The sequence below is a fragment of the Roseburia faecis genome (assembly GCF_001406815.1).
In the GTDB taxonomy this organism is placed as follows: domain Bacteria; phylum Bacillota; class Clostridia; order Lachnospirales; family Lachnospiraceae; genus Roseburia; species Roseburia faecis.
Window position 1 is genome coordinate 403,828 of sequence record NZ_CVRR01000005.1, and the last position, 25,144, is coordinate 428,971.

Genomic DNA, 25,144 nt, shown 5'->3' on the forward strand with positions numbered 1-25,144 from the left:
CCTTTTGTAACACTTTTTATGCTTCCTTCCGCAGTTCCTTTGCCGCCTCCACAAGATGTTTCAAGCTGGCAACGGTCTCCGGTACGCCGCGGGTTTTTAATCCACAGTCCGGATTTACCCAGAGCTTCTCCGGAGCGATACGGGTGAGCATTTTTTCAAGTGCTGCCTTGATTTCCTCTACTGACGGTACACGTGGGGAATGGATATCGTACACGCCCGGTCCTACCTCCGTCTTGAAATGGTTCTCCTTTAAGGAATCCAGAATCAGCAGATCGGAACGGGATGCCTCAAACGTAATGACATCGGCATCCATGTCGTCGATTGCGCGGATGATATCGGTAAACTCGCTGTAGCACATATGGGTGTGGATCTGTGTCTGTGCTTTCACACCGCTGTGTACCAGACGGAATGCCGGAATTGCCCAGTCAAGATATTCTTTGTACCAGTCACTCCTGCGCAGCGGAAGCTTCTCGCGGAGTGCCGCCTCGTCAACCTGGATCACACGGATACCGTTTGCCTCAAGATCGAGCACCTCATCCCGAATGGCAAGTGCGATCTGATAGGTGCTTTCCTTTAAGGAAATGTCCTCACGCGGGAAAGACCAGTTTAAAATCGTAACCGGACCGGTCAGCATGCCCTTCATCGGCTTCTTTGTCAGGCTCTGTGCATAAACGGACCAGTCCACGGTCATCGGCTTTTCGCGGGATACATCCCCCCAGATGACTGGCGGCTTCACGCAGCGGGTACCATAAGACTGCACCCATGCCTTCTCGGTAAACAGATAACCACTCAGCTGCTCGCCGAAATATTCCACCATGTCATTTCGCTCAAACTCCCCGTGCACCAGCACATCGAGTCCGATCTCCTTCTGGATCTGTACCCACTCAGCAATCTTCTTTTTATTAAATTCCACATAGGCTTCTTCGCTGATCTCTCCCTTGCGGCGTGCCGTACGGTTTTTCTTGACATCCGCAGTCTGTGGGAAAGAACCGATCGTTGTCGTCGGGAATACCGGCAGCGCAAACTCTTTTTTCTGAATCGCTTCACGCTCTTTAAATACCGGAAGTCTGGTAAAGTCTTCCTCACGAATCGCTGCTACACGCTCCTGTACCGCATTGTTTCTGCAATCCGGACGGGTGGCAAACAAAGAGGTATTTTCCAGAAATGCCGCATCCAGTTTGTAATCAACGTCTGCCAGTTTCTTTAACTCTGCCAGTTCCTGCAGCTTCTCCTCTGCAAATGCAAAGTGCTCGGTATATTTTTCCGGAAGCTTTGTCTCATTTTTCAATGTATATGGCACATGAAGCAGGGAGCAGGAAGTATTTAACACCACATTGATGTTCTTCGCCTTAAGCGTATTGATCACCTCCAAAGTCTTTCCGTAGTGGTTCTTCCAGATATTTTTTCCATTGACAAGTCCTGCAAACAATACCTTATCCTGTGGAAAACCATTTGCTTCTACCAGTTCTTTTGTTTTTCTGCCCTCTAGGAAATCCAGACCGATTCCGTCAAAAGCAAGCGCTGTGATATTGCCATAACAGTCACGCACATCCCCGAAATAGGTCTGTAACAGTACTTTGCCTGATCCCTTTTTTGCAAGGATTCCCTGATATAAGGTTTCGAATAATGCAATGTCTTCACTGGTCAGATCATGCACCAGATATGGTTCGTCAAACTGTACCCATTCTGCGCCGGCTGCAACAAACTTCTCAAGCAACCCTGCGTATGCAGCGATCACGGCATCTGCATAATCTGTGGCCTGTTTCTTTCCCACATAACGCAGGAGTTTTAACAGGGTAAATGCACCGATGATTACCGGTTTTGTGGTAATGCCAAGGGCTTTTGCCTCTGCAAACTCGTCAAAGGGCTTGGTTCCGGCAAGTTTGATCTCTGTATTATCATCGATTTCCGGTACCATGTAATGATAGTTGGTGTTGAACCATTTTTTCATGGCAAGTGCCTTGACATCTCCAGCTGCTCCCTGATACCCCCTTGCCATGGCAAAATAGGTATCCAGTGCAGAAAGTCCAAGCTTTGTGTAGCGCTCTGGAATAATATTGAATAATACTGCCGTATCCAATGTCATATCATAGAAAGAAAAATCATTTGACGGAATGAAATCCAGTCCGGTATTTTTTTGTAATGTCCACTGGGTTTTGCGGATTTCTTTTGCGGTATTTTGTAATTCTTCCACAGAAATCTCACCGCGGAAATATTTTTCTGTTGTAAATTTCAGTTCCCGTAAGGACCCCACTCTCGGGTATCCGATAATTGATGTTTTCATTATGCTCTCCTGATGTACAATGTTATAAAGTTCATCCAGAGAAGCGGCCACTTCTTTTGTTGCGCTTTAGTATAGCACAAGTCAAATTTATTGCATAATACGATTTTCTACCGGTTTACCATAGTTTCAAACTATATCAGTTTTATTTGACAAACGCCCTCTGGTTTCATATGCTTATTAATAGATTTGTCCCTATTTACATTTGTGTGTCTGATAGCTGTTTTAGTCAATGGTTCTTTATGACATTTACATTGAATATAGAAACATACATTTCTATGGATGGGTTTAACAACATCAAATGTTGCAATGAAATCAACGCCACCATCAAAGCCTGCCTTATATCTTTCTGGGTCAGCTTCATTAAATTGTGGTTTTAAGGTAATGAGTACAAGCATTAACCAACGTCTATGAGGCTATTTTTCAAACACCAAGATATAGAAAATATAAAATATTTTTTAGAAAGGAAAATTTTTATAGAAAATAAATTACAGACATTAGCTTGGCTGTAGTCTTTTTAAACAGCATATGTTAGACTACTGTTATACAATTGGTATTTATAGAAAAAATCAAACAGCTAGGAGAGCATTTATTTATGAATAGTTTTACATATGCATTGGAACAAAGAAATTTGGAAGAATTAAGAAAGTATCCTAAGGCAGACTTGCACAATCATTTTGTGCTTGGTGGAAATAGAATGTTTATATATCAGAAAACTCGTAAAAAAATTGAGCCATTAGTTAATCCTTTGTCATCAATGGATGAGATGAATCAATGGAGTCAAAAATATATTGATCAAGATTTTAATAGCACTGCGATGAGAAAATTTTTAATCAGAGCAACCTTTGAACAAGCCAAGGAAGATGGAGTAACTGTGCTTGAAATTGGTGAAGATGTGTGGGGCTTAAATGAATTTTTTAATAATGATATTGATGAGTTGGTTAATGCTTTTACAAGTGCTCAAAAAGAAGTCGCTCCCGATATAGAATTAAGGCTCCAAATTGGATTATCAAGACATTGTCCTATCAGTTATTTAGAAGATTGTTTATCGCTTTTTTGGGGAAATAAGAATTTTTATTCTATTGATTTGTACGGTGATGAATTAGCACAACCTATCGAAAATTTTAAAGGAATTTATCGGCGTGCAAAAAAAGAAGGATTAAGGCTAAAAGCGCATGTTGGAGAATGGGGGACTGCCAAAGACGTAAGAACAGCAGTAGAGGAATTAGAACTTGATGAGGTTCAACATGGGATAGCAGCAGTCAGCGATGAATCAGTAATCCGCTTTTTGGCAGATAATAAAATCAGATTAAATATTACGCCAACAAGTAATATTTTACTTGGAAGGGTTGCAGATATGTCTATGCATCCGATTGGAAAACTGTATCGTAGTGGTGTTGATGTTACTATAAATTCTGATGATGTATTAATATTTGATTCAGATGTATCCAAAGAATATCTACGGCTTTATGAGTCTCAGTGCTTAACTGCAGAAGAATTAGAAAACATAAGAAAAAATGGACTGAAACCTATAATTGTATAGACAAATCCTTGTCAATTACAAGAGACATTGAAAGAGCCAGTCCATTCAAGGTGCTGGCTCTTTCAAAATTCAAATCTAATAAATTGCACGACAACTTAGTGAAAAAATGAATACCCATTAGTGTAAAAATGAATAAAACATGTAGAAACGAATAAATATTCATGTTAGTTTAATCTAATAGGCAGAAGGAACACTTTTCCGAAAAGGGAGATAGATTTTTATCGCCCCAAAAGAGAAACTGATTATGCAGACAAATTTTCATTTGTATAACTAAAATCTCAACTTTCCTTATTTTATGCGACTTGGCGGTATGCCTTGCCACTCTATATGTATCCTTTTCCCTTGTTTTTGCCCTTATGAGGTATCTACAAGGGAAAGTTTTTCTTATTCGATTTTATTCTCCAACCACCTTATCAAGTAGTCGGGCTGAGTTTCGCTTACCTTCTCGGTTAGCGTGTGCATAGACATTCATAGTGGTACTTACATCCGAGTGTCCAAGTAATTCCTGTACATCCTTTGGTGCTGCTCCATTTGAGAGCAGGTTTGTGGTATAAGTGTGTCGCAGGGTGTGGAAGTGGAAATTATCATCAAGCTCCGACAATCGTTTCCTTGCTGTCCTTAAAGCTGTCTCAACCGTTGCAGGGGCTTCGTATGCTCCGTCCGGTCTGATACATACAAGGTCAATCTCGTTGTAATCAAGCGGAATGTCCTCTGTGCCATCCAAATGATAAAGCTCATAGTAGATACGATTCTTTTCCTTAACTTCCCTGTAGTAGTTCCTCTGATAGAGTTCTCCGTAACTGAATACCTGCTTTCTCTGTTCCTTTTTCGCTTTCTTTAAGATGTCAGCGAGCGTATCACAGAAATCCACGATACGGACTTTCTTTCGCTTTGTCGGACCAATCTCGGTCTTGTGCCTTGCTCCGTTGTAACGGACACTTCTTCGTACTGTCAGATACTGTTCCTCAAAGTTAATGTCACTCCAAGACAGTCCGCATACCTCTCCAAGTCTAAGACCTGTGTAGTACGCTATCTGTACCGGCAGGACAGCAGGCTTGTTTCTTTCTTCCAGATACTCCATAAGCGTTTGATACTGCTCTGGTGTAATCGGGTTGATAACCTCTGCATCCTCATCATTATCAGAAAACAAATCCACATCTTCCTCGGCTTTCCTACGCATTACCACATACTGCATTGGATTGAATGTGATGTACTGCTTTGGAAAGACTGCAAATCGGAAGGACTGTTGCAGGACTGCGTGGAAAGAACGGATATAGTCGATGGTGTAACCCTTTGACTTAAAATTTCCTTCCTCACCGCCAAATGCAAGTAAATCCATAAACTTCTGCAAATGCTCCGAAGTGACTGTCTTTAGTTTTCTGTTTCCGATTGGGTGTTGTTTAATCCTGTTTACTGCCTGTAAATAGTTACCGACTGTACCGTTGCTAAGTGAACCCGTTTTCAAATCTTCCTCTGCCCATACATCTAGCATCTGTCCGAGTGTGAGGTTGTCCGCTTTGGCTAGAAATTTCTTTGCGTCATAATCCTCCATAGCCTTGCGTAACATTTTCTCTGTCTCTGATTTGCTCTCCGTACCTGCAAATTCTTTCTGAACCAAGTTACCACTTGCATCCTCCACATAAAAGCGGTAGTACCATTTCTTGCCTTTCTTCCTTACAGAACCTTTTGCCATAATCGTTTCTCCTTTCGATATCGGCAATCGGAACTGGTGAAATGCTTCTTGCGTGTAAGTATATCATAGCTCCGTCTGCCTATCTATACCGAATCGGGATCTTTTTCTGATAAAAGATTGGCTAGTCGATTTTTCGCTGTCTCAGGATTCTTAGAATACAGTCTTACAATATCGCCCATATCGTTCAATGCGTTGACGGTGTGGGTGATTTCTCTAAGGAACATAATCTCATTGTATTCCTTATTGGATTCAAACCCCATTGTCTGGGCGAGCATTTTGTTATCTGTATTTCCTTTGAAATTCTTACAAGCGAACTGGAACGAATCCACGAACAGCTCGTATTCCCGTAACATCAGTAGTAGCAGGTCTTTGGAAAAATCACTTTCGGACTGTTCCATATCATAAGGGAGCTTATTCAGAATGGAAGTCATCACATCACGAATCTGTAATTCTCTTTTATCCGTAATGTCTGTTTCGTATTCGTCCGTCTCACCTTTCAGCCATTCCACAGATACATGAAGTGCATCTGCCAGACCTTCTAAGGTCATTTTCTTGGTGTTATCAATCGTTCCTGCTTCGTATCTCTGAATGGTTGAGGCTGTCACGCCCATTTTTTCAGCGACATAAGGCTGGTTCAATCCTAACTCCTGTCTACGGCTTTTTGCTCTGCTACCGATTGTCTTTCGCAATTCTTTATCTTTTAACATACTTGCGAACCTCCTTTTTCGGTATGTCATTACTATACCACATAACACGATATATTGCAATACGCAATTCTATAAAAGATGATAGAATTTCGTAAGGCTTGACATAGCGTTATAAAAGATATATACTTTAATCAGAATTGCGTAACGCAAGTTTTAAAAAAGGCTAATCCTTTCTTCAAAAAGGAACATCCTCTGATATACAAGACTTGTAATCCTACGCAGGAATGAGGTGATCGAATGACAGAATTAAAGTTTGCTCTCTCCATTGAAGAAGCTGCCGACTATACAGGTATCGGAAGAAACACTCTTAGAAATCTTGTGGAATGGGAAAAGCTGCCTATCCTTAGAGTGGGAAGAAAAATCTTAATCCGCAGGGAACGATTAGACGAGTTTCTGATTCTCAATGAGGGGAAGGATTTACGAGACAGACACGCAGTAAAAGCGGTCAAGGGAACAATGAAAAATGAATAAGGGACAGTCCTAAGACCATCCCTCTGGTATGTATCTGACTAAAAGCCATGATATACCTACACGCAAATAGATTATATCACGGACAAGTCCTCAGATACAACCAGAACTTTTGGAAAATGAGGACAAGATGGATGTGAATGGGTGCAATCGTCCACCCAGTTATAGCTTGTTGGTAGGACAAGTCCACCCAAGATGCAAAAGGTGTTATGAATAGTCCACCCAAGCCAGAAAATGAAGTGGGTGCAACCATCCACCCAAGTGAAGCCGACTGGTAGGACAAGTCCACCCAACTTACAAAAAGTGCTGTGAGAAGTCATACCAAGTGTAGCTATGAAAAAAGCTGTCCGACCTATGACAAAAAGTGTACGCTACTATGATTTTGAGTGTCCAATCTATGGGGTACATTTTCAAAGAGTTAATAGTAAAAAGCTCTATTAAAATCAAAATGTAATAAAACAATGCACTATTAAAAATGAAATTTAATAGGAACTTTTACTACCACTTCCTTGCCAGACACAGTTTAAAAGTAAGCGAAGTAACACAATGCTATTGTCAGGGCAAAAATGCTAACGAATCGTGCTATTGTTTTTTCGATTTTAATAGCAGACTTCTACTGTTTCTACGGTTTTTGCTAAAAAGTCTGAATAATAGAACAATGCTATTGTTAAGGCAAAAGTGCTAACGGATTCGTCTATTGTTTCGCTGATTTTCATAGCAATCTTCTAGCATTTCTGTTAAGAAAAGGGAGTGCCGGATACGGCACATAAAAAGTGTGCCATTAAAGGCACAAAATTAGGTGCTGAGGGAACAGTTACAGCTAAAAGTGAACTTCATAAGCAAGCCCTCGGCGTTTGAGAGCGAAATACACCCATCGCACAAAACTTCGTTTTGTACTCTGTGTATTTCGCTCTGCGAGGCTTAGCCGCCACAAGGCGGATGTGTTCGCAAGACGAGTGCCTATGCACTCGCTCACAGGGAAAGTTTACTACTCACATCTCATCTATCTTATCTGTCCTCTTTTCCAAAATCAAAACTGGGAAAGGAGGAAATCGCTATGCCAAGAAATTCATTTGTGCAGATGTCAAAGCTCCATAATGTTCGTGGAAGAATCTATTATATCTCCAGTGACAAAAAACAGGAAAATCTCTATGCGGTATATGAAACCACAGACCGAAAATTTTGGACAGAACTTGCCAAGTGCAATCAGGCAGAATTTAAGAAAAGCGGTACAGAGGGAAAATGTATCGAAGCAAGAGAATTTATCATTGCCCTGCCGGAATCCTTTGTGGATTATCCGCCAGACGGACTATTAAAATATATGACGGATAAATTCAAAAGTCGGTATGGTGTTGATTGTATTGCAGCACTCCATCATAACAAACGAAAGACGAATTATCATATCCATCTTATCTTTGCAGAACGAAATTATCTTGACGAACCGATAGAAAAGATTGCCACCAGAAATATGTTCTATGATGAGAAAGGTAATCATGTTCGTACCAAGAAAGAAATCCTAGACGAGAATGGAACTATCCGTAAAAGGTGTAAGGTGATCAAGAAAGGTGAGGTCTACGAAAGACAGATGTTTACCATCAAGGACGCTCGCTTTAAGCAGGAACATTTCTTAGATGAGGTCAAGGTATTTTATACCGATGTCATCAACGGACTTGTCAAAGATGAGAAAGAAAAGCTGTCTGCATTCAAGCGTGGGGATGTCTATCTTGCCACTAAGAAAATCGGTAAGAACAATCCAAAGGCAGATAAGATTACACTCAATAATAAGGTCATACAGGACTGGAATCGTACTGTGGATCACGCTTTGGTATCGGGGATGGAGCGAAAGGAAATCTTAAAGGTAAAGCAGGAACAGATTTCAACTCCGATTAAGGAATCCATTCACAAGTATGGCAATCATCCGGAGCTTTTGTTTATGATTATCTTTCGGGCAATCGAGCTGTTAAAAGAACTCATAAAGTTGCTGATACAGAAACAGGAACAACAGAAAGCCAGAATCTCCGACCTTATGGAGCGAAGAAATGAAAAACAAGAGAAACAACCAGCTCCATCCGTTACACAGACAGACAATCAGACAATTCCTGCTGTGACCCAACCATTCAAAGCACCTGCTACTACTACCGCAGAAAAGACCGTTATTCCGCCAAGACCAAGAATGTCTGAGCTGGCACACGATTATGAGATGCGACTTGAAGAGATTATGGAGAAACTTAAACGACAAAACAGAGCCATTCATACGCAGGAAGTGAAAAAAGACCTTATTGACGAGGATTTGAAGAACTGTACAGGATTATTCCAAGGAAAGAAACGAAAGGAATTGCAGGCACAGTCTAACAAATACGCAGAAACGATTAAGATTATGAAGCAGGGATTATCCCATATCGTGCAGGATTACAAATATCCAACGGTAGATGCGTTCCTGCAAGTCTATAAACAAGGCAAGTCCGAGTATGAATCCTATGTCAAAGCAAACAAGGAATGGAACTCCAAGTATGGAGAAAACTCAATCCATCGAAAGCTGGCAGAAAAACAGGCAGAAGTTCAGAAACGGGAACAGGACAGAGATTTTAACTATCGTTCGCCATCAGACAGAGGAGCTAGATAATCTAATTAAATTCAAAAAAGATAAAGACCATCAAATTCTTTATCTTTTTTGAATATTTATGAAAAGTCATCCTGCTATTTAAAGTGTCTCATTAGATTTTTAATTGTTTCGACTATCATAAGAATGATTACGCAGAAAAAGGAATAAAACAATGTGGTATTCATCTTCGTGTTTCCAATTTTATAAAACAGCAGAAATCCAATGCTAACAATTATCACAGAAATAAGTTTATGTATCCATTTTTGTTTGGTGGTTAAACATATTTTATGGTTACTTATAGGTGCAAATAATATACACATAAGGACAAGTATCAAATATCCTAGTACAGTTGGCTTTAAATAGATTATAGCCCACTTATCAAGACAACCGAGAAAAAAGCTGCCTAAGATACATGTTAACTGCGTTGGAGCATGGGCACCTCCGGTATAATGTCGTAACAATGAAAAGGTAATTACCCAAATTAGGGTATAGCCGAGTGTATGTGATAAAACTCCCCATACGAACAATAACACTATGGTTATAAAAGTATTCAAAAAACATTCTAAGCCATATATGTATATTTCTAATTGATCCGCAGAAACATCCTCCCCGGATAGTTCTGCTAACTTATTAGCAATAGATGTAGCCCACTTCGTAATCATTCAAAATCCCCGCTTGTATCAAATCTTGTTGTATATTTGGTAAAAGCACTTATCACGTCTTTGGAATAAGAACGTGCGATTTGTGTAGTTAGATGATTTGACAATTCAATCGTTCCTGATGTAATACGATAGATATGTGCCATATTTACAATATAAGAACGATGGGTTCGGATAAATTCACTTGGCAAATGGACAATAATCTTATTTAGGGTAGACATTTGTTCATAGCATTTGCCGTCTACGGTCAATATATCCACATAATGTAATCTGCTCGAAAATGTCAATATATCTGCATAGGGAATACTTACAATTTCCTGCTTGTTTCGGTATATGTAGGTATTATTAGATAACTCCTTCGCGATTTCATCCAAACACAGAAAAAGAGTATTTTCCTTGACGGGTTTTAGCAAGTAGTTTAAAGCTCTGACTTCATATCCTCGGAATACATATTCTCTAAAAGCTGTTAAAAATACAATAATACCTTGATAACCAGATTCACGAAGGCGTTTAGCAACCTCAATTCCATTCATTTGCCCCATTTGTATGTCAAGGAAAAATGCTGAAGCCTGTATAGTTGTGCCTTCAGAATTTTTTGAAAAATATTCTTCGCCCGATTCGTATTCGTCAATTTCAATATCCCAATCATATTGCTGCCCGTATTTTCTTATTCCATTTTTCAGCCGTTCTGATTCGATCACAGAATCTTCAAGTATGGTTATTTTCATTTTCATAGTAGTTTGTTATTCTCCTTATCCGGTATCATAATATGTACGGAAAAAATTTTGTTATCAGATGTAATCTGCAATACGCCATCTGCCTTTTCTACAAGCTCTTTTACTCGTCTTATCCCAAGTCCATGTTCTTTTCCTTGTTTAACACTCAAAATGTCTCCATCAATGCTACCTTTTATCACACCATCATAATTATTTTCAATGTGAATCAGTATCATATTCTGGTAAGGTTTAATATAAAAATAAATGTATGGATGCTCGGTTGGATCAGAGATTATAAGTCTTTCTCCTGCTTCAATGGAATTATTCCATATATTTCCAAGTATGGATGAAAGCTCAACAGAATCAAGCGGAAAATTTTCAGGAGCCATAATAGAATATTCTGTCTTAATTCCGTGTTTTTCAGCATAATCAAGTTTTGCGGTAAGTATGCAGTCAATAGCAATATTTCCCGTTGCTATGGCACTTTGCGTAGTTGCAAGAGTGTTATGGTATTGCTCTGTATATGCTATAAGTTCATCCCATTTCTTGTCTTTTGCTAATACGTTGATTGCATCCACATAAATCTGCATATCATGTTTCATTTTTCGTAATCGTTCAGTTGTCTCAGATAAGCTATTGAACTCAGTCCTTTCCAGCTCATAAATCTTTTGTTCTTCCAGTAATCGTATGTTTTCTTCTTTTGAATAACCTAGCTGGTATATGTATAGCATCAATACTAAAAATAAAATAATAAAAAACAAGTCAACCAATGATAGCCTAGCTGAAAAGGATGAATCACCAAATTTATCAACAGATTCCAAAGTCAGCCTTAATATGTAGTGCCCGATTGCAAGTCCAGAAATTGCGATGAAAATATATGCAACTTTTTGGAACGGTGAAAGAGATATGTCTTTGTTTCCAATAGAATGAAATAACAAGACAAAAACAGCTATCATTGCCAAATATAACATGGTATATGGCTTCCGTAATGTTCCACCTAATAATAGCTCCAGAGACGCTCCTTTATAAAGAGTAACGGGAATAAAGAACGAAATCTGTTCTGCAACTAAGCAAATGATGGAATACGAAAAGCCCCAAAAGATACGGCGAATTATACTATCACGATAGAACAATACTGCATATCCAATGTCCAAAACACAAGATGACATCAAAGTGCTGTAGGATGATATTCCCATTTTATTCAGCGTGCATAACACAGCAAACTGAAATGATACGAAAAGAAACATCAAAACTGCTTGATGTTTATAATTTGCTCGAATACGCAATTTTTTATGGATAAATATTATAAACAATGCCAGTTCTAAGAAATTAACAATATATTCCCATATTGAGTCAATATATAGCATAGCTACCACTTCCTTTAATCATTCTCCGTCATATTTTATCATCAATAAAGTAGGTACACAACATAATATGCTACCGTTTGTGCATAGTGAGCTACCATTCATGCATAGAGGTATTGAAAAGTATAAAGATTTTGTTATATTCAAGGTATACTACTACATCTTAAGTATTCTGAGAATCTATAATATGGAGTGGAGATGATAAGATGTCGTACTTTAGGAATATTAACAGGATATATAATGTGTACTAGTATGTGTTGCGTTTCAATTTTCATAAAGATAACCTTTAAGAATAATTGAAGATAACCGTTGTTACATGATTGAAAAGGAGTGAAGGAGTATGCATTTTAAAAAATCTGTTTTAAAAAATCATTTATTGTATAGCATTATAACTTTAATGGCTATAGCAATGCTATTTCCTATTACGGCATTTGCACAAGCTTATGTACAAACATGGGATCTTGTTGATTCTGGCAAACATCTAGACTATGACGGAAACAGCACTTACATGAGTTATATTAACACTGGGGCTGCCACATGGAATGCATATAAATCTGGAGTAATCAGAAAAGACAGTGCTTTTGTTGTAGAAGATGTATACGTAAGCGATGTCAATGCTTCGAATGGATGGGCAGGCATGACATATTCTAGTGGTAAAATTGAACTCAATACCTATTATATGAGCGGTTATAGTAATAGTAAAAAACAGAATGTAGCGACACATGAATTGGGACATGCATTAGGGTTGGATCACAGTACTTCAACAGATGTTATGGATGCAGCAATTACGGGACATACTAGTACGCAGGCATTATCTCAAAATGATAAAGATTCATATGATGCCGCATATAATAATTATTAGGGGAGGGAGAACGCTATGAAAAAATCAAGTATCTATGGTATTTTGTCTATTGTTCTTATCGTAGGAATGTTTTTTACAGGATGTGCATCCAAAAATAATGCAAGTCAACTGAATACAAATGTATCTAACTTGCCAATCCACCAGATGCACGCATCTTTTGTATATGATACTGATAACATTCGCGAAGCTGTTGGTATCTGTGATTACGTATTTGTAGCAAAGGTTGTCAGTTGCGATGGAACCGAGTATCGAAATGTTATAACGACTGAAGATGAAAAAGGAAATCCTAAGGAGGTCGGTTCGCCTTACACTAATTATACTATTCAGGTTCTCGAAAATATAAAAGGTGAACTTATTACAGATAAACCTATTCCTATTGTTAAACAAGGCGGAATTTCAGAAAAACAAGATGCTATTTATCTGTTTGAGAATGATTCACTGCCTTCCGAAAATTCCATTTATATCTTTTTGGCATATGCACAAGAGGATGGTTCGTTACTAATTTCTGGTCCAAATTCAAATGTAATGTGTAACGATTCGAATATGTATTCTATTAATTCTGTCTCAGAGGAAAAATCAGTTACAGAATACGATGAGTTTATTACATATAAAGATGCTAATGATAATGAGATTATTCCAGTTGATCGAGAGCGTTATAAATCTATATATGAGACTGACAATAATTAATCATTATTTCTGAAATATATAGATTAAAGATGGCAGGTAGGTGCTTAACCTATCTGCCATCTTTTCGGTTTTATACCTATATGTAGAACAGTTCGTGCATGTTGGGCTACCATTCGTGCATAGAGGGATTGAAAAAATTAAATACTCTGTTATATTAAGCACATACCATGGTAAACAAATAAAGTTGTCTGTAATTGTCAGACAATTAAGGAGGGGGGGGGTGAAAACGATGGACAATAAGCAAGTAAACAAGGCACCCCAGAAAAGTGCCCGTCTCGTACTTCAGGCAGTGACTGCTATTGCTCGAAGTAATGCAAATTCATTGTGCCGTGGTTTGTTGTATGAACCAAAAGTACCAACGCAGTTAAAAAAATAAGATTGGGAGGAATTGACTATGATGTTAAAAAGTTTAAAACAGAAGATTGCAAAAGTAGGTATTGGTTTGTTTTGTGCAGGATGTGTATTTCTTTCTTCAGCAGCATATTCTCAGGCGGCATCTTACACCGCTTATGCACTTAAACTGAATAAGACTAATAACTTTACCTCTATGCATGCAAAAACAACATCCGATGATTACATCACAAATGAGGTAACAGCAATTACCAATACCTCTTACGCAAATTTCTGGGCTGTCAATAACAGCAAGAGTAAAATATCTAATAAGTATAAGCAGGGTGTTGGAACAGGATCTTGTAATTTAATCTTTACCAAGAGCGGTTATAATTCTACTAACACACAGGTCGGTATGGGAATGGAAAATTATCAATCTCAATTATCAACTGCATTTGTAAGTGGAAATGTAGATTTTAGATAACAGAAGGGATGGGCATAAACCTCTTCGTGGGTTTATGCCCTTTTGGTAAAGATTATGAAAAAAATGGTTCTTATAGAAATCAAACATTGTATTGATCGTGCAGAATATAAAGTTGTTTTTATTGCTCTAATGATTTTAAATATTGCTTCGTATATTTTATGTGTAAAAAATGATATAGGAAAAAGTTATCAATTTATTCGTTCAGCAAATGAAAATTTCGTATTACAGGGCACTGAAGCGGCATATATTCCATATATAATGTATCTGTTATTGCCTGTTTATGCAACAATTATTGCATCACTTTCCTTAATAAGAGAAGAAAAAAGCAATAGTTCAATCCTACTTATTCAAAGAATCGGGAAAAAGAAATATTTAGCAGGAAAATTATTTGGCATTCTGATTGTAACCTTTTTGACAATAACAATACCAATGCTCATAAATTTATTATTATGCCACTTGACATATCCAATACATGGATATGACAGTGCTTGGGGAGAACCTGATTACGCTATAGGTTTGGTATCATATAACGCTGACAATTTTCTTGATATGGTGAGATTGCAACATCCAACTTTATATAATCTAATATACATTTTTAATTACGGAATTTTTGGCTCGGGATTAGCTATCTTAGCTTATGCTCTTTCATATTATAACAAAATGAAAGTTCTATATTTCGCAAAGATACCTGGTGCTTTGTTTATATTCTATATTGTTTTTAATTTGATTGTTTCTGTCTTTGGGCTAAATGAATTCTCTATACAAGGTTATATTATGCCTAATGTTCATGGAAATATAATAGGAGAAATTGTTCTGATATTGCTTATTTTTGGATTAAGTATTGGCATTATACAGAGAAAAATAAAAAATTATGAAGTTATATAAGAAAAAAATTTTGAATGTTAATGTTGGAAAATGCTTACTAGTATCACTTATAACATTTGTAATTAGATATTTTTATGCTAATGTGTACTTGGGGTTTCATAATAGTCTGGTTACAATAACAGAAGGAGTACGTTCACAAATATATTTTGGGGGAATACTAATAGATCATTCGTTTGACCTTATATCTTTATCATTTTTTGCGATTTTGTTTATCCTTGAGATTTGTTATCTTACAATGGACTTATTTAATGATGCAAATGATAACATGGTAATTCTACTTCCTCGTTATGGGAAAAAACACATAATTTATAAGGATATATTAATAAAAATGATATTACGTGACTGTATTGTAGTTGTTTCCGATTATTTGTTTTTTCTTTTTGTAGAGCATACCTCTAATGGCTTAGAAGATTTCAAAGTTATTTTTATGCTATTGATAGAGATTTTTCATTTGCAAATGATTAGTTATTTGTTTTCATTTTGGAAAGATTCAATTATAGGATACATCGTTGCATTTATTGTATTTTTTATTCCAGTAATGGTGTGTGGATTTTATTTTTCAATGGGAAATGTTATATGGAAAATTTGGCATTATTCCTTGCTACATATTCCTTTATTTAATTGGCATAACAAGCTTATTATATATTATGTCGAAGAAAATTACGAATGGACTACAAGCAATATAGATTTATTGAATTTTAAGTCAAGCTGTCTCATTTCAGTTATATCATCCGCTGTTTTGGTGTGGATAGGTAAATTTCTTTGCGAAAAAAAACAAATATTGTGAGGTGAATGATATCCATGAATTTATATGTAAAATCTATTTCAAAGTCAATTAAAGGTGAAAAAGTGCTTGATGATATCAGTTATACATTTGAATCTGGTAAAATATATGGAATATATGGTAAAAATGGTTCAGGTAAAACAATGCTACTCAGAGCCATTGCAGGTTTTATAAATACAGACAAAGGATACATAAAATATAATCACAAGGCATTACATAAAGATATGGATGTTTTACCAGATTTAGGAGCTGTTATTGAAAATATTTCTTTTTGGAGTATGTATTCAGGATTTGAAAATTTGAAAATGCTTTCCAATATAAAAGGAATTGTATCAGATGAAGAAATATATGAAATAATGATATACTTTGGTCTTGATCCCAAATCAAAGAAAAAAGTAAATAAATATTCATTAGGAATGCGTCAAAAACTAGCTCTTTGTCAAGCACTGATGGAACATCCAAAAATTTTGCTTTTGGATGAGCCAACTAACGCATTGGATCAGCATAGCATTGATTTATTTCGTGAACGTATATTGGAAGAAAAAAAGAATGATACCATTACTATACTGACAAGCCATAATAAAGAAGATATTGAAATATTAGCGGATGAGAAGATATGCATGGAATTTGGTAAAATTAAGGAGTTGATGTAATGAAGAAATTTGTATTAACTATCTGTGTTGTAATCATTTGTATGGTGACAGCCTTATTCTATGGAAAGACTGGGATAAAAACAACTACAGGGGTTCATGATCCTGATATTGCTTTATCAGAAAATACAGCTATGGAAATTTTCTATACAGGAGGGCAGAAAACTTCTTACTTTAACAATGAAAGTAATTACTCATTGGATGATATGGAAAAAGATTCTTCTTTAATAGCTCGTATAACTGTAACAAATTCTCGTGAAATGAGTTTACGATCAACAAAAACAATGGTAAAAATAGAGGAAATCTATAAGGATAATTCTGCTAATCTTTCAGTAGGTGACTGTATTTACATTATAGAACCTGTATCATTTGTTAGAGGTGAAGAATTTTACACTAACGGATGGCAATATCTGAAGACCGAAGATACTTATTTAATATTTTTAAAAAATCTAGGATGTATTGATGGGTATAAATACACCAAAGAGGAAGAAAATTCATTTATGCCTGTATCGGAAATATATTCAAAGAGAAATCTAACTCATGATGAAAGTTGTGTGGTTTTTGATTCGGCGGAAACTCTCTATTCAAGTATATCTATGTTTGCATTTTTGACCTCAGAAAAAACTATAGTAGATAATTATGAGAAAATATGGAAAAACATTACAAATTCAGGTAAGTATGAATGATTTAATTATTTATGAATGAATCTCTCCTATTCTATTTCCTGTGAGAAGCGTATCAATGTTAGAAATTCATGGAGATACTGAATTAAGCAATATGGAATCATTCAATCTTAAAGAAACTAAAAATGGAGATAATAGAAATTGAATAAAAAGAAATTGGCAAAGAGTGTTGTAGGCATTGCTTTAATTGTAAGTGTAGCTATACTTATCGTTGTATGTGTTGGAAAAATAAAGCACATTCAGAATAAAAAAAATATTATTGGTACATGGAAGAATGCAAATGCAGAGGAAGTGTTTACCTTTCAAGAAAATGGAGGACTTGTTGTAAACAAAGATATGCCCGAATTGGGTATTACCTGTGGCAATGCATTATATAGCATATCTTCCTCAAATATGATTTTTGTGGAACAGAGAGATAATAGCGTGAATTTTGAGATAGAAGTAGATCAAAACGAATTAACAATCTTCTTTATGGGTCATAAATATTGGGAATTAACAAAATAGCAATTGCATATAAAGCGATACTCATGATATCCATAACCATAAAATATAGAGCCGATGAATCACTCGTTATTTCGATTGTGAGTTATCGGCTCTATTTCATTATTTATGGAAGGGCTAAAGAAATATCGTATTTTATAGAAATACTTTTGACAGATTTCTTCTCATTTTTATGTTCTTTTATCAAGTGCTATACCATTCCATATTCATCGCATTCACCCAATCTTGCATTTCTGAATCAAGATACAAACGGGCATATTCTAGTGGATTGTCAATCGCCAGTGCATCCAACATTCGTTGAGAGTTAGGAGTAGTAATCAATCCATCTTCTGCCTTGCCACAGTCAATCCGAAGTATGTAGCCATTGTAATAATTGATGTCTATGATGTTGTGATATTTATTATATTCTGCATGAACGATATTCATATTGCAAAGTCCTTTCTCTTATCTGTTTCAGTTGTAGAAGCATCTTGACCAGTTCCAGCCGATTATGTGATTTATATAATGTTATTAGCTGTTACCGGATTTTGCTTCCCTTGTTTTTGCCCTTATGAGGTGTCGTAACACAAGGGAAAAGGATATAACATAAGGGAAAGTCTAAGGGAAAGCTCACTTGCCAAAACTGTAGTAAAATCAAGGCATTGCGGATTTTATCGTAACACTTTATAATACCAGTTAGGTGTTAAAGAATTGTAGGTATCAAAATTTTAATTTATATCCACCGGAATACGATCGTACAACAAAACAGCCAATGAAGGATTTCGGGTTCATCGAATCGTTAAAAATCGACTCCATGGTTGTTCTGATCAAAGAAAGCTATCGCGGATTCGCTGATCTGTCACTGGAAAACTATTTTTCCACAGATGAACAGGTTCTTGATTACCGCCTCGGGGTTGTCGAAGATCTTGTTAACAATCCCAATCTGTACGAAACATTCGGTAAGGCTGTATCCATGATCTACAACATCAACGATATGCGCCGCGCGATGAGTTCCGAATTTACCATTGATTCTTCGCTCCGCTCTGTGCGGTACCTGGAATTATATGTGGAAATCGTCACACTGTTTGCCGATAATTTATCACAGGCTGCGCTGCAATCCGAAGGCATGAAAAATTTCCAGAAAGAAATCAATGGAATTGCACAGAGCAGCGAGTTTCAAACGCTAAGCTCTGAGCTTTCCAAGATGGAAACAAATTTCGGATACTTAAAAAGCGTAACGCTTGGCATCAATTTAGACGGAAATCTCTGCCCGATGGAAGCCGGATATATTGCAACCGAAGTGCTCACCGGCATCGGCATTATCGGCTGCTGTGGGCTTTATGTCACACACATCCACGATCTGACACAACAACTCGATGTCTACAATTCCCATCCTGAAAACCGCGGAAAAATTGACAACCTTGTTGCCATGATGGAAAGTAAGGAAGAAGGCACCCGAAGCTACAAGGTGATCCGAACAACCCCGGATGGCTTAAGCTATGCGAAGGATATTGCCAGACGGTATAGGCTGGATCTGGAAGATATTTTAAAGAATTGTAAATAAATCTATGGTAAACCTTGTCCCCATCCCAAATTCACTGTCCACTTCGATGGTTCCGTCATGTGCTTCGATAATTACTTTTGCAATTCAACATAACTGCACCTCCTACCGACTGGCATACAGGATAAATCCAAGTAGTCCGATTACAGCGGCACTTAACTATGCCCGCCAAAATAGAAAACAGCCTGTTGGCTTAGAAAGCACGATAACACTGATACACACGCTCCATCAAAAAATCAGAGGTTCCGGAGGACTAAAATCTCCCACAAAAATACCCTCGAAACTGCTCTCTGGTTGTCCTATATTTAACCACTAAAAATTGGGGGAAAACGACTCTCATTTAGCCAAATCTGGTCAAACCACATCATCCCGTTTATGTATAAGAAAACCCCGGAAAACCTTGATTTTCCGGGGTTTGTAAACCTTTTGATATAGCCTGAACAGTCGATTAACGCTTGCTGAACTGAGAAATCCCACAGGACAAGGGTTTGCAGAGATAATGTTGCATACTTGTTGTATGCGTAGAACTGTCCACAGAGTTCCAAAACAGCTAATGGTTCTATTATTCTTGCAATCAATTGTCTGCTTAAATATGCTGCGTCATAAAACATACCAATGATATACCGATTTGTCACTAAACTATTTGTTCCTTGCAATAGGGAAGTTCATATAGCGTATCCGGATCAATATCAATGCATTTACAAGCATCTCTATTTCCGCCTATATCCCATGCTAATGTATCATTCATGATCGTACATGTATCAATAAATACCGAAATATCCCTCAATGGTTTGAAAACTTCTTTATCCAACATATTTTTCATATCATAACATACAATTTTTCCATCTTCAAAGTAGACATACACTGTGTAGTCTTTCCTTGGTATCACTTGAACTACCTCAGGAAACATAAACAGCACCTCCTATACAAGTGGATTAATTCTATTTAACGGCTTTCCATCTTTTGATAATTCCCAATTCTGCATCAACTCATCTTGATGTAAAACACACCACGCTAGAATTAACTTTAATTGTCTTGATGGCAAAGCTCCCTTGATGCATCTAGCTGTATCAATTTCAATAATTGCCTTATTCTCATTATACTCCGCATGAAAATGCGGCGGATTATGGTCATCATAATACATTGTAACCCGAATTCCATAAAATAAAGATATTTCCGGCATATATTCACCTCCAAATACTCATTTTGATCTGTTCAAATACAGTATATCATACTTATTCCTTTTTTTATACAAAAACTCCCCAGAACAAAGATCCTGAGGAGTTGTAAATCGTATATAATTGTCCCTAAATATGCTGAATCGTATGATTCCAATTATCTCTTTGTTAACGCTTGCTAAACTTTGGTGCTCTACGAGCTGCTTTGAGACCGTATTAAACATCTCTATGGTGCGTTTTTCCTTGATATTACGGGCTTTTTCGCATTTTCTGTTGTCGGTTGTCCTATTCCTTAACCATGGAAATCAGTGATTTTTCATCGAAATTCTCCTGGTTCAAAGCATCATTCACTACCTCGAAAAGTTCCTCTGGTTTATTATACTTGACCCTCGCGTAAATGTCCATAGTTGTCTTACTATTCTCATGCCCTGCCAGGTACTGAACTGTCTTAGGGTCAACGCCCGCATAGAGCAGATTCGTGATGTAGGTATGCCGCAACAAGTGCGGTGTTACATCGAAATTCAGGGTATAGCGAATCTTGGGATTGTTCCTCTGCGTTGTTCCTAATGTCGGCTTGACGGTATATTTGATGCTCTGTCCATTCACATATTTATAGTAAGTTCTCTCTTTCGCAGAACGAACAACTACATACTGCCAAACTCTCGTAAACTGAGAATAGGAAAGCGGCTGTCCCTCACTGTCCGCAATCACATACTCCGATATGGAATTGGCTTTTGCTTCCCGCAGGCAGTCCACCAGGCACTTCGGAATGGGAATGTCCCTTTTAGCTGCTTTTGTCTTTAGAACGGTAGAAATCACCGGCCTGTTATGCTCCGCGCGCCATGCACGTCTCACGGAAATGTATGGTGTGGATTCATCCAGGAATACACAATCCCATTGCAATGCAAGAATTTCTTCCCGACGCAAGCCGGAATACAAACCAATCATAATAAAAAGATATGGCGGAAGCTCTTTCACCGTATCCAACAGAACCGCAACCTGTTGATCTGTTAAGGCATCTTTCTTTTTCGATGCTTTTCCGCCCTTTGCTGAAATTCCTACACACGGATTATCGGTTATCAGCTGACTGCGCTCTGCCGAATAAAACACACACTTAATCAGCATATTTACCGTATCATACAGTCCTTTCGATTTTTGAGACAGCGGAACAAGCGCCAGACGAATATCATCCGCAGTCACTTCCTCCATATACATATCTCCCAGAGAGTTGATGACATAATTCTTCATATTCTGTCTGTATCCTTTTATAGTGGCCGTAGACACCTTTGCTGACTGCATCAGCAGCCATTTCTCACAATACTCGGCAACCGTCGGATGCTTCCGGCGAAAGATGATTTCCTCCACCTGTCTCCGGCCTTCCAACTGCTTTTCATATAATTCTTCACAGGTGGTCGCATATAAGCTGACCTGCTTTCCATCGGCATCTGTAATTCTGGTTCTGTAATACAGTGTTCCTTTTCTTGTAACCGTTCCGTACTCTGGAACGCTTTGTTTTTTCTTAGCCATACAAATCTTGTCCTTCTCATTAACACTGACAAAAAAAACAAAAAACAGGCGCATCAAATGAAATTTTATCAAAAATATTTTACAAGCTGCTTTAATCCACGGCGGATACTGTCTCGGACACGGCTTGGGTCTACACCTTCTACTTCGGCAATTTCATTTACCGTCATTCCCAGATAGTATCGGGCATAAATTCGCTTTGCCTGTTTCTCCGGCAGCTTCATCACAGCGGCATAGACCTGCTCCCGAAACTGTTTTTCCTCCAGAACCATCTCCGAAAAAATGGCAACAAAAAACGCCAGATTTCCGTGAGGGAAAACTGGCGCGCCCGATAAATTTTCCAATTCTACGCATAACCGTTTCCTCACTGAACGAAAGTAAGGAACATGGCAAGCGCAACAATTCCCACCATCAGCAGCAGCCAAAAAACGCTGATTGCAGTTGATACAATATTGATAATGCTGCGGCTTTCCCTGCTCCGCACACATACCACCGAAAGAATCAGACCCAGCAGGACAAAAACGACATTGGCTCCGGCCCAAGCGGTTCGGGCTCCATCCGACAGCGAAAGGTGCAGAAGCGATGGGGCAAGAGCCGCCAGCGGTAGGATGCTCACAATGAGCGCAGCGATACTAACTGATTGAAGTTTTTTCTTTTCCATAGTTTTACCTCATTTCTTTTTTCCCAAATTGGGTGACAGCCAGCGCGAAAAACAGGCCAAACACTACAATCGCGCACGGCAGGAACGGAAACACCGAAAAAGCGGCGTCGGAAGTTTCTGCTGTAAAGTCATAGAGAGAGCAGGAAACGAGATAACCGCTGTAACAGTACGGGTAGGCGATCCACAGCGGCGTATTCGCAACCAATACACCGGGAATCACAAGCAGCAGATTTAATCCCACAGAAAGAAGCGGCTTTTCAAACAGCACAGTGATGACCCACATAGCTGCAATGCACGGCAACATAGTCAGAAACAGCCCCAAGCACCATTTCAGAAGATATAGGATCGGCAGGGTTTCTGTTACTCCCATTGTCTGTGTCGCAATCAACCCAGCGATTACAAATACGACAAGAAACGCCACCATCTCCATAAACAGATAAAAGGTAAGCACACAGAATTTGGCAATGGATAATGCGCAGCGGCTGACCGGCAGCGCCAGCATTTTCAGAATCCCGTTATTTCCTGTTTCTCGTCCTGCGATCATCACGCAAACCACGATCATGCTGAATGGAAGCAGATAGTAGGCGTAAACAAGCGCACTTTGAATAAACATGGCAGGCCACGCATTGGTGTATTCCGGTGTAAAGTAGTTGCTCAAACTCGCAACCCCGGAAACCACCACCAATAAAGGTGCAATGAAAATCAGGGGTACGATTTTGGAGCGTTTTACTTTCATAAACTCGATTTTGAGTAAATCCAAAAAACTCATTTCTTATTATCCCTCCTTACTCGTAGCGTCTGTACTTCGCCAGCCACAAGCCCACAGCAAGGAACAACAGTGTTTCCACCAAAGCGACAAGGGCAACCGTCGAATCAGGCTGGGCGCTCATGGCTACTGCTGGTTTCAGAATAATCACAAAAGGATGCACCAGCAAAAGCGTCAGCCCCGAATTTGCAAGGGCCATACCACTCAGAAAACCGGCAACACCAATTCCAAGCGGCACCCACATATTTTCAAAGCGCGAGGAAATCAGCAGCATAAACGACAGTACCGGCATGGATGTGAGAAAAGAGTATCCGGCAAAGCGTACCAGCGTACCCATCTCAAACGCTCCGTCCGGCAAGTCCGTCATTCCGATCTGTGCAAGTGCCAGGTTTTGCAGCACGATAGCAACCAAAAACATGACCGTCAGAATCAGAAATTTACACAGATACATGGACGGGACGCTGACGGGAAGCATATACATCTTCTTTACGGCACTTCCCTTAAATTCCATGTTGTAGATCATGCAGGTAGCAACCACGATACCGAACAGATTCAGCACCATAATCATGCCGTAGAGCTGGGTCAACAAGACATCCATCGGGGCCAGCGGCAGATTCAGAAGTGTGTCTTTCCGCACAATGAAATTGACAAATGCGTAGGCGGCTCCCAAGACACCAACGGCCAGCAGCACGGGAATCACGCCGGTTCGCTTTTCTTTCCGAAGTTCGATTGCCAGCGTTTTCATAATTTTGCCCTCTGCTTTCTGTCCATGTTATCTTTCTCAACCATAGAAAGGAACACATCTTCCAGATTGTCCGCAGCGAAGCCGGATTGCAGGGCGTATTGACGCAGATCATTCATGCTTCCCTCAAACAGCAGCCGCCCGTGGTTGAGAATCCCAATGTCATCTGCAATCAATTCGATTTCAGACAGCATATGGGACGAGATCAGCACCGTGCAGTCGTAAAGGCTGGGCAAGGATTTTACCAGATTGCGGATTTCGTGGATACCAGACGGGTCAAGACCGTTTGTGGGTTCGTCCAGAATCAGAATCGGCGGACGCCCCAAGAGCGCCCCGGCAAGGCCCAAGCGTTGCTTCATCCCCAGCGAATACTGTTTTGCCAGCCGGTCGCCAAACTCGGTCAGCCCTACCAGTTCCAGAGCATCTTCCACATCCGCTTTCGGCAGTCCCAAAATGCGGCGGATAATGTCAAGATTTTCCCGCCCGGTGAGATTCGCGTAGAAAGACGGCGCTTCGATGAAAGAACCGATCTCTTTGAGAATGGCAATCCGATCCTGCGGAAACTGTTTCCCATCAATGGTAAAGCTGCCTTTTGTGGGGTCGGTCAACCCCAACAGCATTTTCATGGTAGTGGATTTGCCTGCCCCGTTCGGACCAAGAAAACCATAAATGCTGCCCTTGCGAATATGAAGCGAAACATGATTGACCGAAGTGAAGTTCTTATATTTCTTGGTCAACTGTTCCGTTGTAATGATATAGTCCATAGAAACATCTCCTTTCGATGCTTCTATGGTACAACTTCAACCTGACATCTACATTCTCCCGTCCTTACTT

General features: G+C 38.7%; 28 protein-coding genes and 1 pseudogene. 13 read left to right on the plus strand and 16 right to left on the minus strand.

Annotated elements, in window-relative coordinates; all coding sequences use genetic code 11:
- Positions 1-16: 16 nt before the first annotated feature.
- Positions 17-2,284 (minus strand): 5-methyltetrahydropteroyltriglutamate--homocysteine S-methyltransferase, encoded by a 2,268-nt coding sequence (gene metE, locus M72_RS02830; protein WP_055067088.1) that lies wholly within the window; start codon positions 2,282-2,284, stop codon positions 17-19.
- Positions 2,285-2,876: 592 nt separating this feature from the next.
- Between metE and M72_RS02840 the strand changes: the two genes are divergently transcribed.
- The gene (locus M72_RS02840; RefSeq protein WP_055067090.1) at positions 2,877-3,824 is read left to right on the plus strand and encodes an adenosine deaminase; all 948 of its coding nucleotides are present in this window, start codon (positions 2,877-2,879) and stop codon (positions 3,822-3,824) included.
- 394 nt (positions 3,825-4,218) lie between these two features.
- On the opposite strand, the gene M72_RS02845 is transcribed toward M72_RS02840, so the two are convergent.
- On the minus strand, positions 4,219-5,517 hold the full coding sequence (locus M72_RS02845) for a tyrosine-type recombinase/integrase (protein ID WP_008396995.1): 1,299 nt from the start codon (positions 5,515-5,517) through the stop codon (positions 4,219-4,221).
- 83 nt (positions 5,518-5,600) lie between these two features.
- Positions 5,601-6,224: a helix-turn-helix domain-containing protein gene (locus M72_RS02850; RefSeq protein WP_008396996.1), complete on the minus strand. Its 624-nt coding sequence runs from the start codon at positions 6,222-6,224 to the stop codon at positions 5,601-5,603.
- A 237-nt stretch (positions 6,225-6,461) separates the two neighbouring features.
- Between M72_RS02850 and M72_RS02855 the strand changes: the two genes are divergently transcribed.
- Both M72_RS02855 and M72_RS02860 read left to right on the plus strand, forming a co-directional pair.
- Complete coding sequence (locus tag M72_RS02855; RefSeq protein ID WP_008396997.1) at positions 6,462-6,695, plus strand: helix-turn-helix domain-containing protein; 234 nt, start codon at positions 6,462-6,464, stop codon at positions 6,693-6,695.
- 1,054 nt (positions 6,696-7,749) lie between these two features.
- Positions 7,750-9,315, plus strand: a complete 1,566-nt coding sequence (locus M72_RS02860) for a MobA/MobL family protein (RefSeq protein WP_015559481.1) — start codon at positions 7,750-7,752, stop codon at positions 9,313-9,315.
- Positions 9,316-9,389: 74 nt separating this feature from the next.
- Here M72_RS02860 and M72_RS18015 read toward each other — a convergent pair whose 3' ends face one another.
- From M72_RS18015 to M72_RS02875, 3 genes are read right to left on the minus strand one after another with little or no spacing between them, the layout of a single operon-like run.
- On the minus strand, positions 9,390-9,956 hold the full coding sequence (locus M72_RS18015; RefSeq protein WP_008397001.1) for an accessory gene regulator B family protein: 567 nt from the start codon (positions 9,954-9,956) through the stop codon (positions 9,390-9,392).
- Positions 9,953-10,687, minus strand: coding sequence for a LytR/AlgR family response regulator transcription factor (locus tag M72_RS02870; RefSeq protein ID WP_055067091.1), 735 nt, complete (start codon positions 10,685-10,687; stop codon positions 9,953-9,955). The genes M72_RS18015 and M72_RS02870 overlap by 4 nt, the downstream gene beginning before the upstream one ends.
- Positions 10,684-12,036: an ATP-binding protein gene (locus M72_RS02875; protein ID WP_008397004.1), complete on the minus strand. Its 1,353-nt coding sequence runs from the start codon at positions 12,034-12,036 to the stop codon at positions 10,684-10,686. Before M72_RS02875 ends, M72_RS02870 begins: the two co-directional genes overlap by 4 nt.
- A 337-nt stretch (positions 12,037-12,373) precedes the next feature.
- Here M72_RS02875 and M72_RS02880 point away from each other — a divergent pair, with 337 nt between their 5' ends.
- The 9 genes from M72_RS02880 (at position 12,374) to M72_RS02915 (ending at position 17,902) form a co-directional block, all read left to right on the plus strand.
- Complete coding sequence (locus tag M72_RS02880) at positions 12,374-12,895, plus strand: matrixin family metalloprotease (protein WP_008397006.1); 522 nt, start codon at positions 12,374-12,376, stop codon at positions 12,893-12,895.
- 15 nt (positions 12,896-12,910) lie between these two features.
- Entirely contained in the window at positions 12,911-13,582 is a 672-nt protein-coding gene (locus M72_RS02885) for a hypothetical protein (protein WP_008397007.1), read from the plus strand.
- Positions 13,583-13,811: 229 nt separating this feature from the next.
- Positions 13,812-13,958, plus strand: coding sequence for a cyclic lactone autoinducer peptide (locus M72_RS16205; RefSeq protein WP_015568874.1), 147 nt, complete (start codon positions 13,812-13,814; stop codon positions 13,956-13,958).
- A gap of 18 nt (positions 13,959-13,976) precedes the next feature.
- Positions 13,977-14,396: a hypothetical protein gene (locus tag M72_RS02890; RefSeq protein WP_008397010.1), complete on the plus strand. Its 420-nt coding sequence runs from the start codon at positions 13,977-13,979 to the stop codon at positions 14,394-14,396.
- A gap of 54 nt (positions 14,397-14,450) precedes the next feature.
- Positions 14,451-15,281, plus strand: coding sequence for an ABC transporter permease subunit (locus M72_RS02895; RefSeq protein WP_008397012.1), 831 nt, complete (start codon positions 14,451-14,453; stop codon positions 15,279-15,281).
- The gene (locus tag M72_RS02900; RefSeq protein WP_008397014.1) at positions 15,268-16,068 is read left to right on the plus strand and encodes a hypothetical protein; all 801 of its coding nucleotides are present in this window, start codon (positions 15,268-15,270) and stop codon (positions 16,066-16,068) included. Before M72_RS02895 ends, M72_RS02900 begins: the two co-directional genes overlap by 14 nt.
- A 14-nt stretch (positions 16,069-16,082) precedes the next feature.
- A complete protein-coding gene (locus M72_RS02905; RefSeq protein ID WP_015559483.1) occupies positions 16,083-16,718 on the plus strand; it encodes an ABC transporter ATP-binding protein in 636 nt (211 codons plus the stop codon).
- Positions 16,718-17,401 carry a hypothetical protein gene (locus M72_RS02910; protein WP_008397017.1) on the plus strand — a complete coding sequence of 228 codons (684 nt, stop codon included), beginning with the start codon at positions 16,718-16,720 and terminating at the stop codon, positions 17,399-17,401. Before M72_RS02905 ends, M72_RS02910 begins: the two co-directional genes overlap by 1 nt.
- Before the next feature lie 138 nt (positions 17,402-17,539).
- Positions 17,540-17,902 (plus strand): hypothetical protein, encoded by a 363-nt coding sequence (locus M72_RS02915; protein WP_008397018.1) that lies wholly within the window; start codon positions 17,540-17,542, stop codon positions 17,900-17,902.
- A 180-nt stretch (positions 17,903-18,082) separates the two neighbouring features.
- On the opposite strand, the gene M72_RS02920 is transcribed toward M72_RS02915, so the two are convergent.
- A complete protein-coding gene (locus tag M72_RS02920) occupies positions 18,083-18,325 on the minus strand; it encodes a DUF6061 family protein (RefSeq protein WP_008397019.1) in 243 nt (80 codons plus the stop codon).
- A gap of 325 nt (positions 18,326-18,650) precedes the next feature.
- Here M72_RS02920 and M72_RS02925 point away from each other — a divergent pair, with 325 nt between their 5' ends.
- A complete protein-coding gene (locus M72_RS02925; RefSeq protein ID WP_055067092.1) occupies positions 18,651-19,442 on the plus strand; it encodes a P-loop NTPase family protein in 792 nt (263 codons plus the stop codon).
- 302 nt (positions 19,443-19,744) lie between these two features.
- On the opposite strand, the gene M72_RS17300 is transcribed toward M72_RS02925, so the two are convergent.
- The 9 genes and pseudogenes from M72_RS17300 to M72_RS02970 form a co-directional block, all read right to left on the minus strand.
- Positions 19,745-20,050, minus strand: a complete 306-nt coding sequence (locus M72_RS17300) for a hypothetical protein (RefSeq protein ID WP_195490966.1) — start codon at positions 20,048-20,050, stop codon at positions 19,745-19,747.
- Between the two features lie 23 nt (positions 20,051-20,073).
- Positions 20,074-20,349: a DUF2442 domain-containing protein gene (locus M72_RS02935; RefSeq protein WP_055067094.1), complete on the minus strand. Its 276-nt coding sequence runs from the start codon at positions 20,347-20,349 to the stop codon at positions 20,074-20,076.
- 12 nt (positions 20,350-20,361) lie between these two features.
- Positions 20,362-20,622 carry a DUF4160 domain-containing protein gene (locus M72_RS02940; protein ID WP_055067095.1) on the minus strand — a complete coding sequence of 87 codons (261 nt, stop codon included), beginning with the start codon at positions 20,620-20,622 and terminating at the stop codon, positions 20,362-20,364.
- 280 nt (positions 20,623-20,902) lie between these two features.
- Positions 20,903-22,144 (minus strand): tyrosine-type recombinase/integrase, encoded by a 1,242-nt coding sequence (locus M72_RS02945; protein ID WP_055067137.1) that lies wholly within the window; start codon positions 22,142-22,144, stop codon positions 20,903-20,905.
- A 68-nt stretch (positions 22,145-22,212) separates the two neighbouring features.
- Positions 22,213-22,416: pseudogene (locus tag M72_RS02950) on the minus strand (sigma-70 family RNA polymerase sigma factor); the annotation flags it as partial.
- An 89-nt stretch (positions 22,417-22,505) separates the two neighbouring features.
- Entirely contained in the window at positions 22,506-22,802 is a 297-nt protein-coding gene (locus tag M72_RS02955) for a hypothetical protein (RefSeq protein ID WP_055067096.1), read from the minus strand.
- Between the two features lie 4 nt (positions 22,803-22,806).
- A complete protein-coding gene (locus M72_RS02960) occupies positions 22,807-23,571 on the minus strand; it encodes an ABC transporter permease (RefSeq protein WP_055067097.1) in 765 nt (254 codons plus the stop codon).
- 16 nt (positions 23,572-23,587) lie between these two features.
- Positions 23,588-24,313, minus strand: a complete 726-nt coding sequence (locus M72_RS02965; protein WP_055067098.1) for an ABC transporter permease — start codon at positions 24,311-24,313, stop codon at positions 23,588-23,590.
- Positions 24,310-25,074: an ABC transporter ATP-binding protein gene (locus tag M72_RS02970; RefSeq protein WP_055067099.1), complete on the minus strand. Its 765-nt coding sequence runs from the start codon at positions 25,072-25,074 to the stop codon at positions 24,310-24,312. The genes M72_RS02965 and M72_RS02970 overlap by 4 nt, the downstream gene beginning before the upstream one ends.
- Positions 25,075-25,144: the final 70 nt, after the last annotated feature.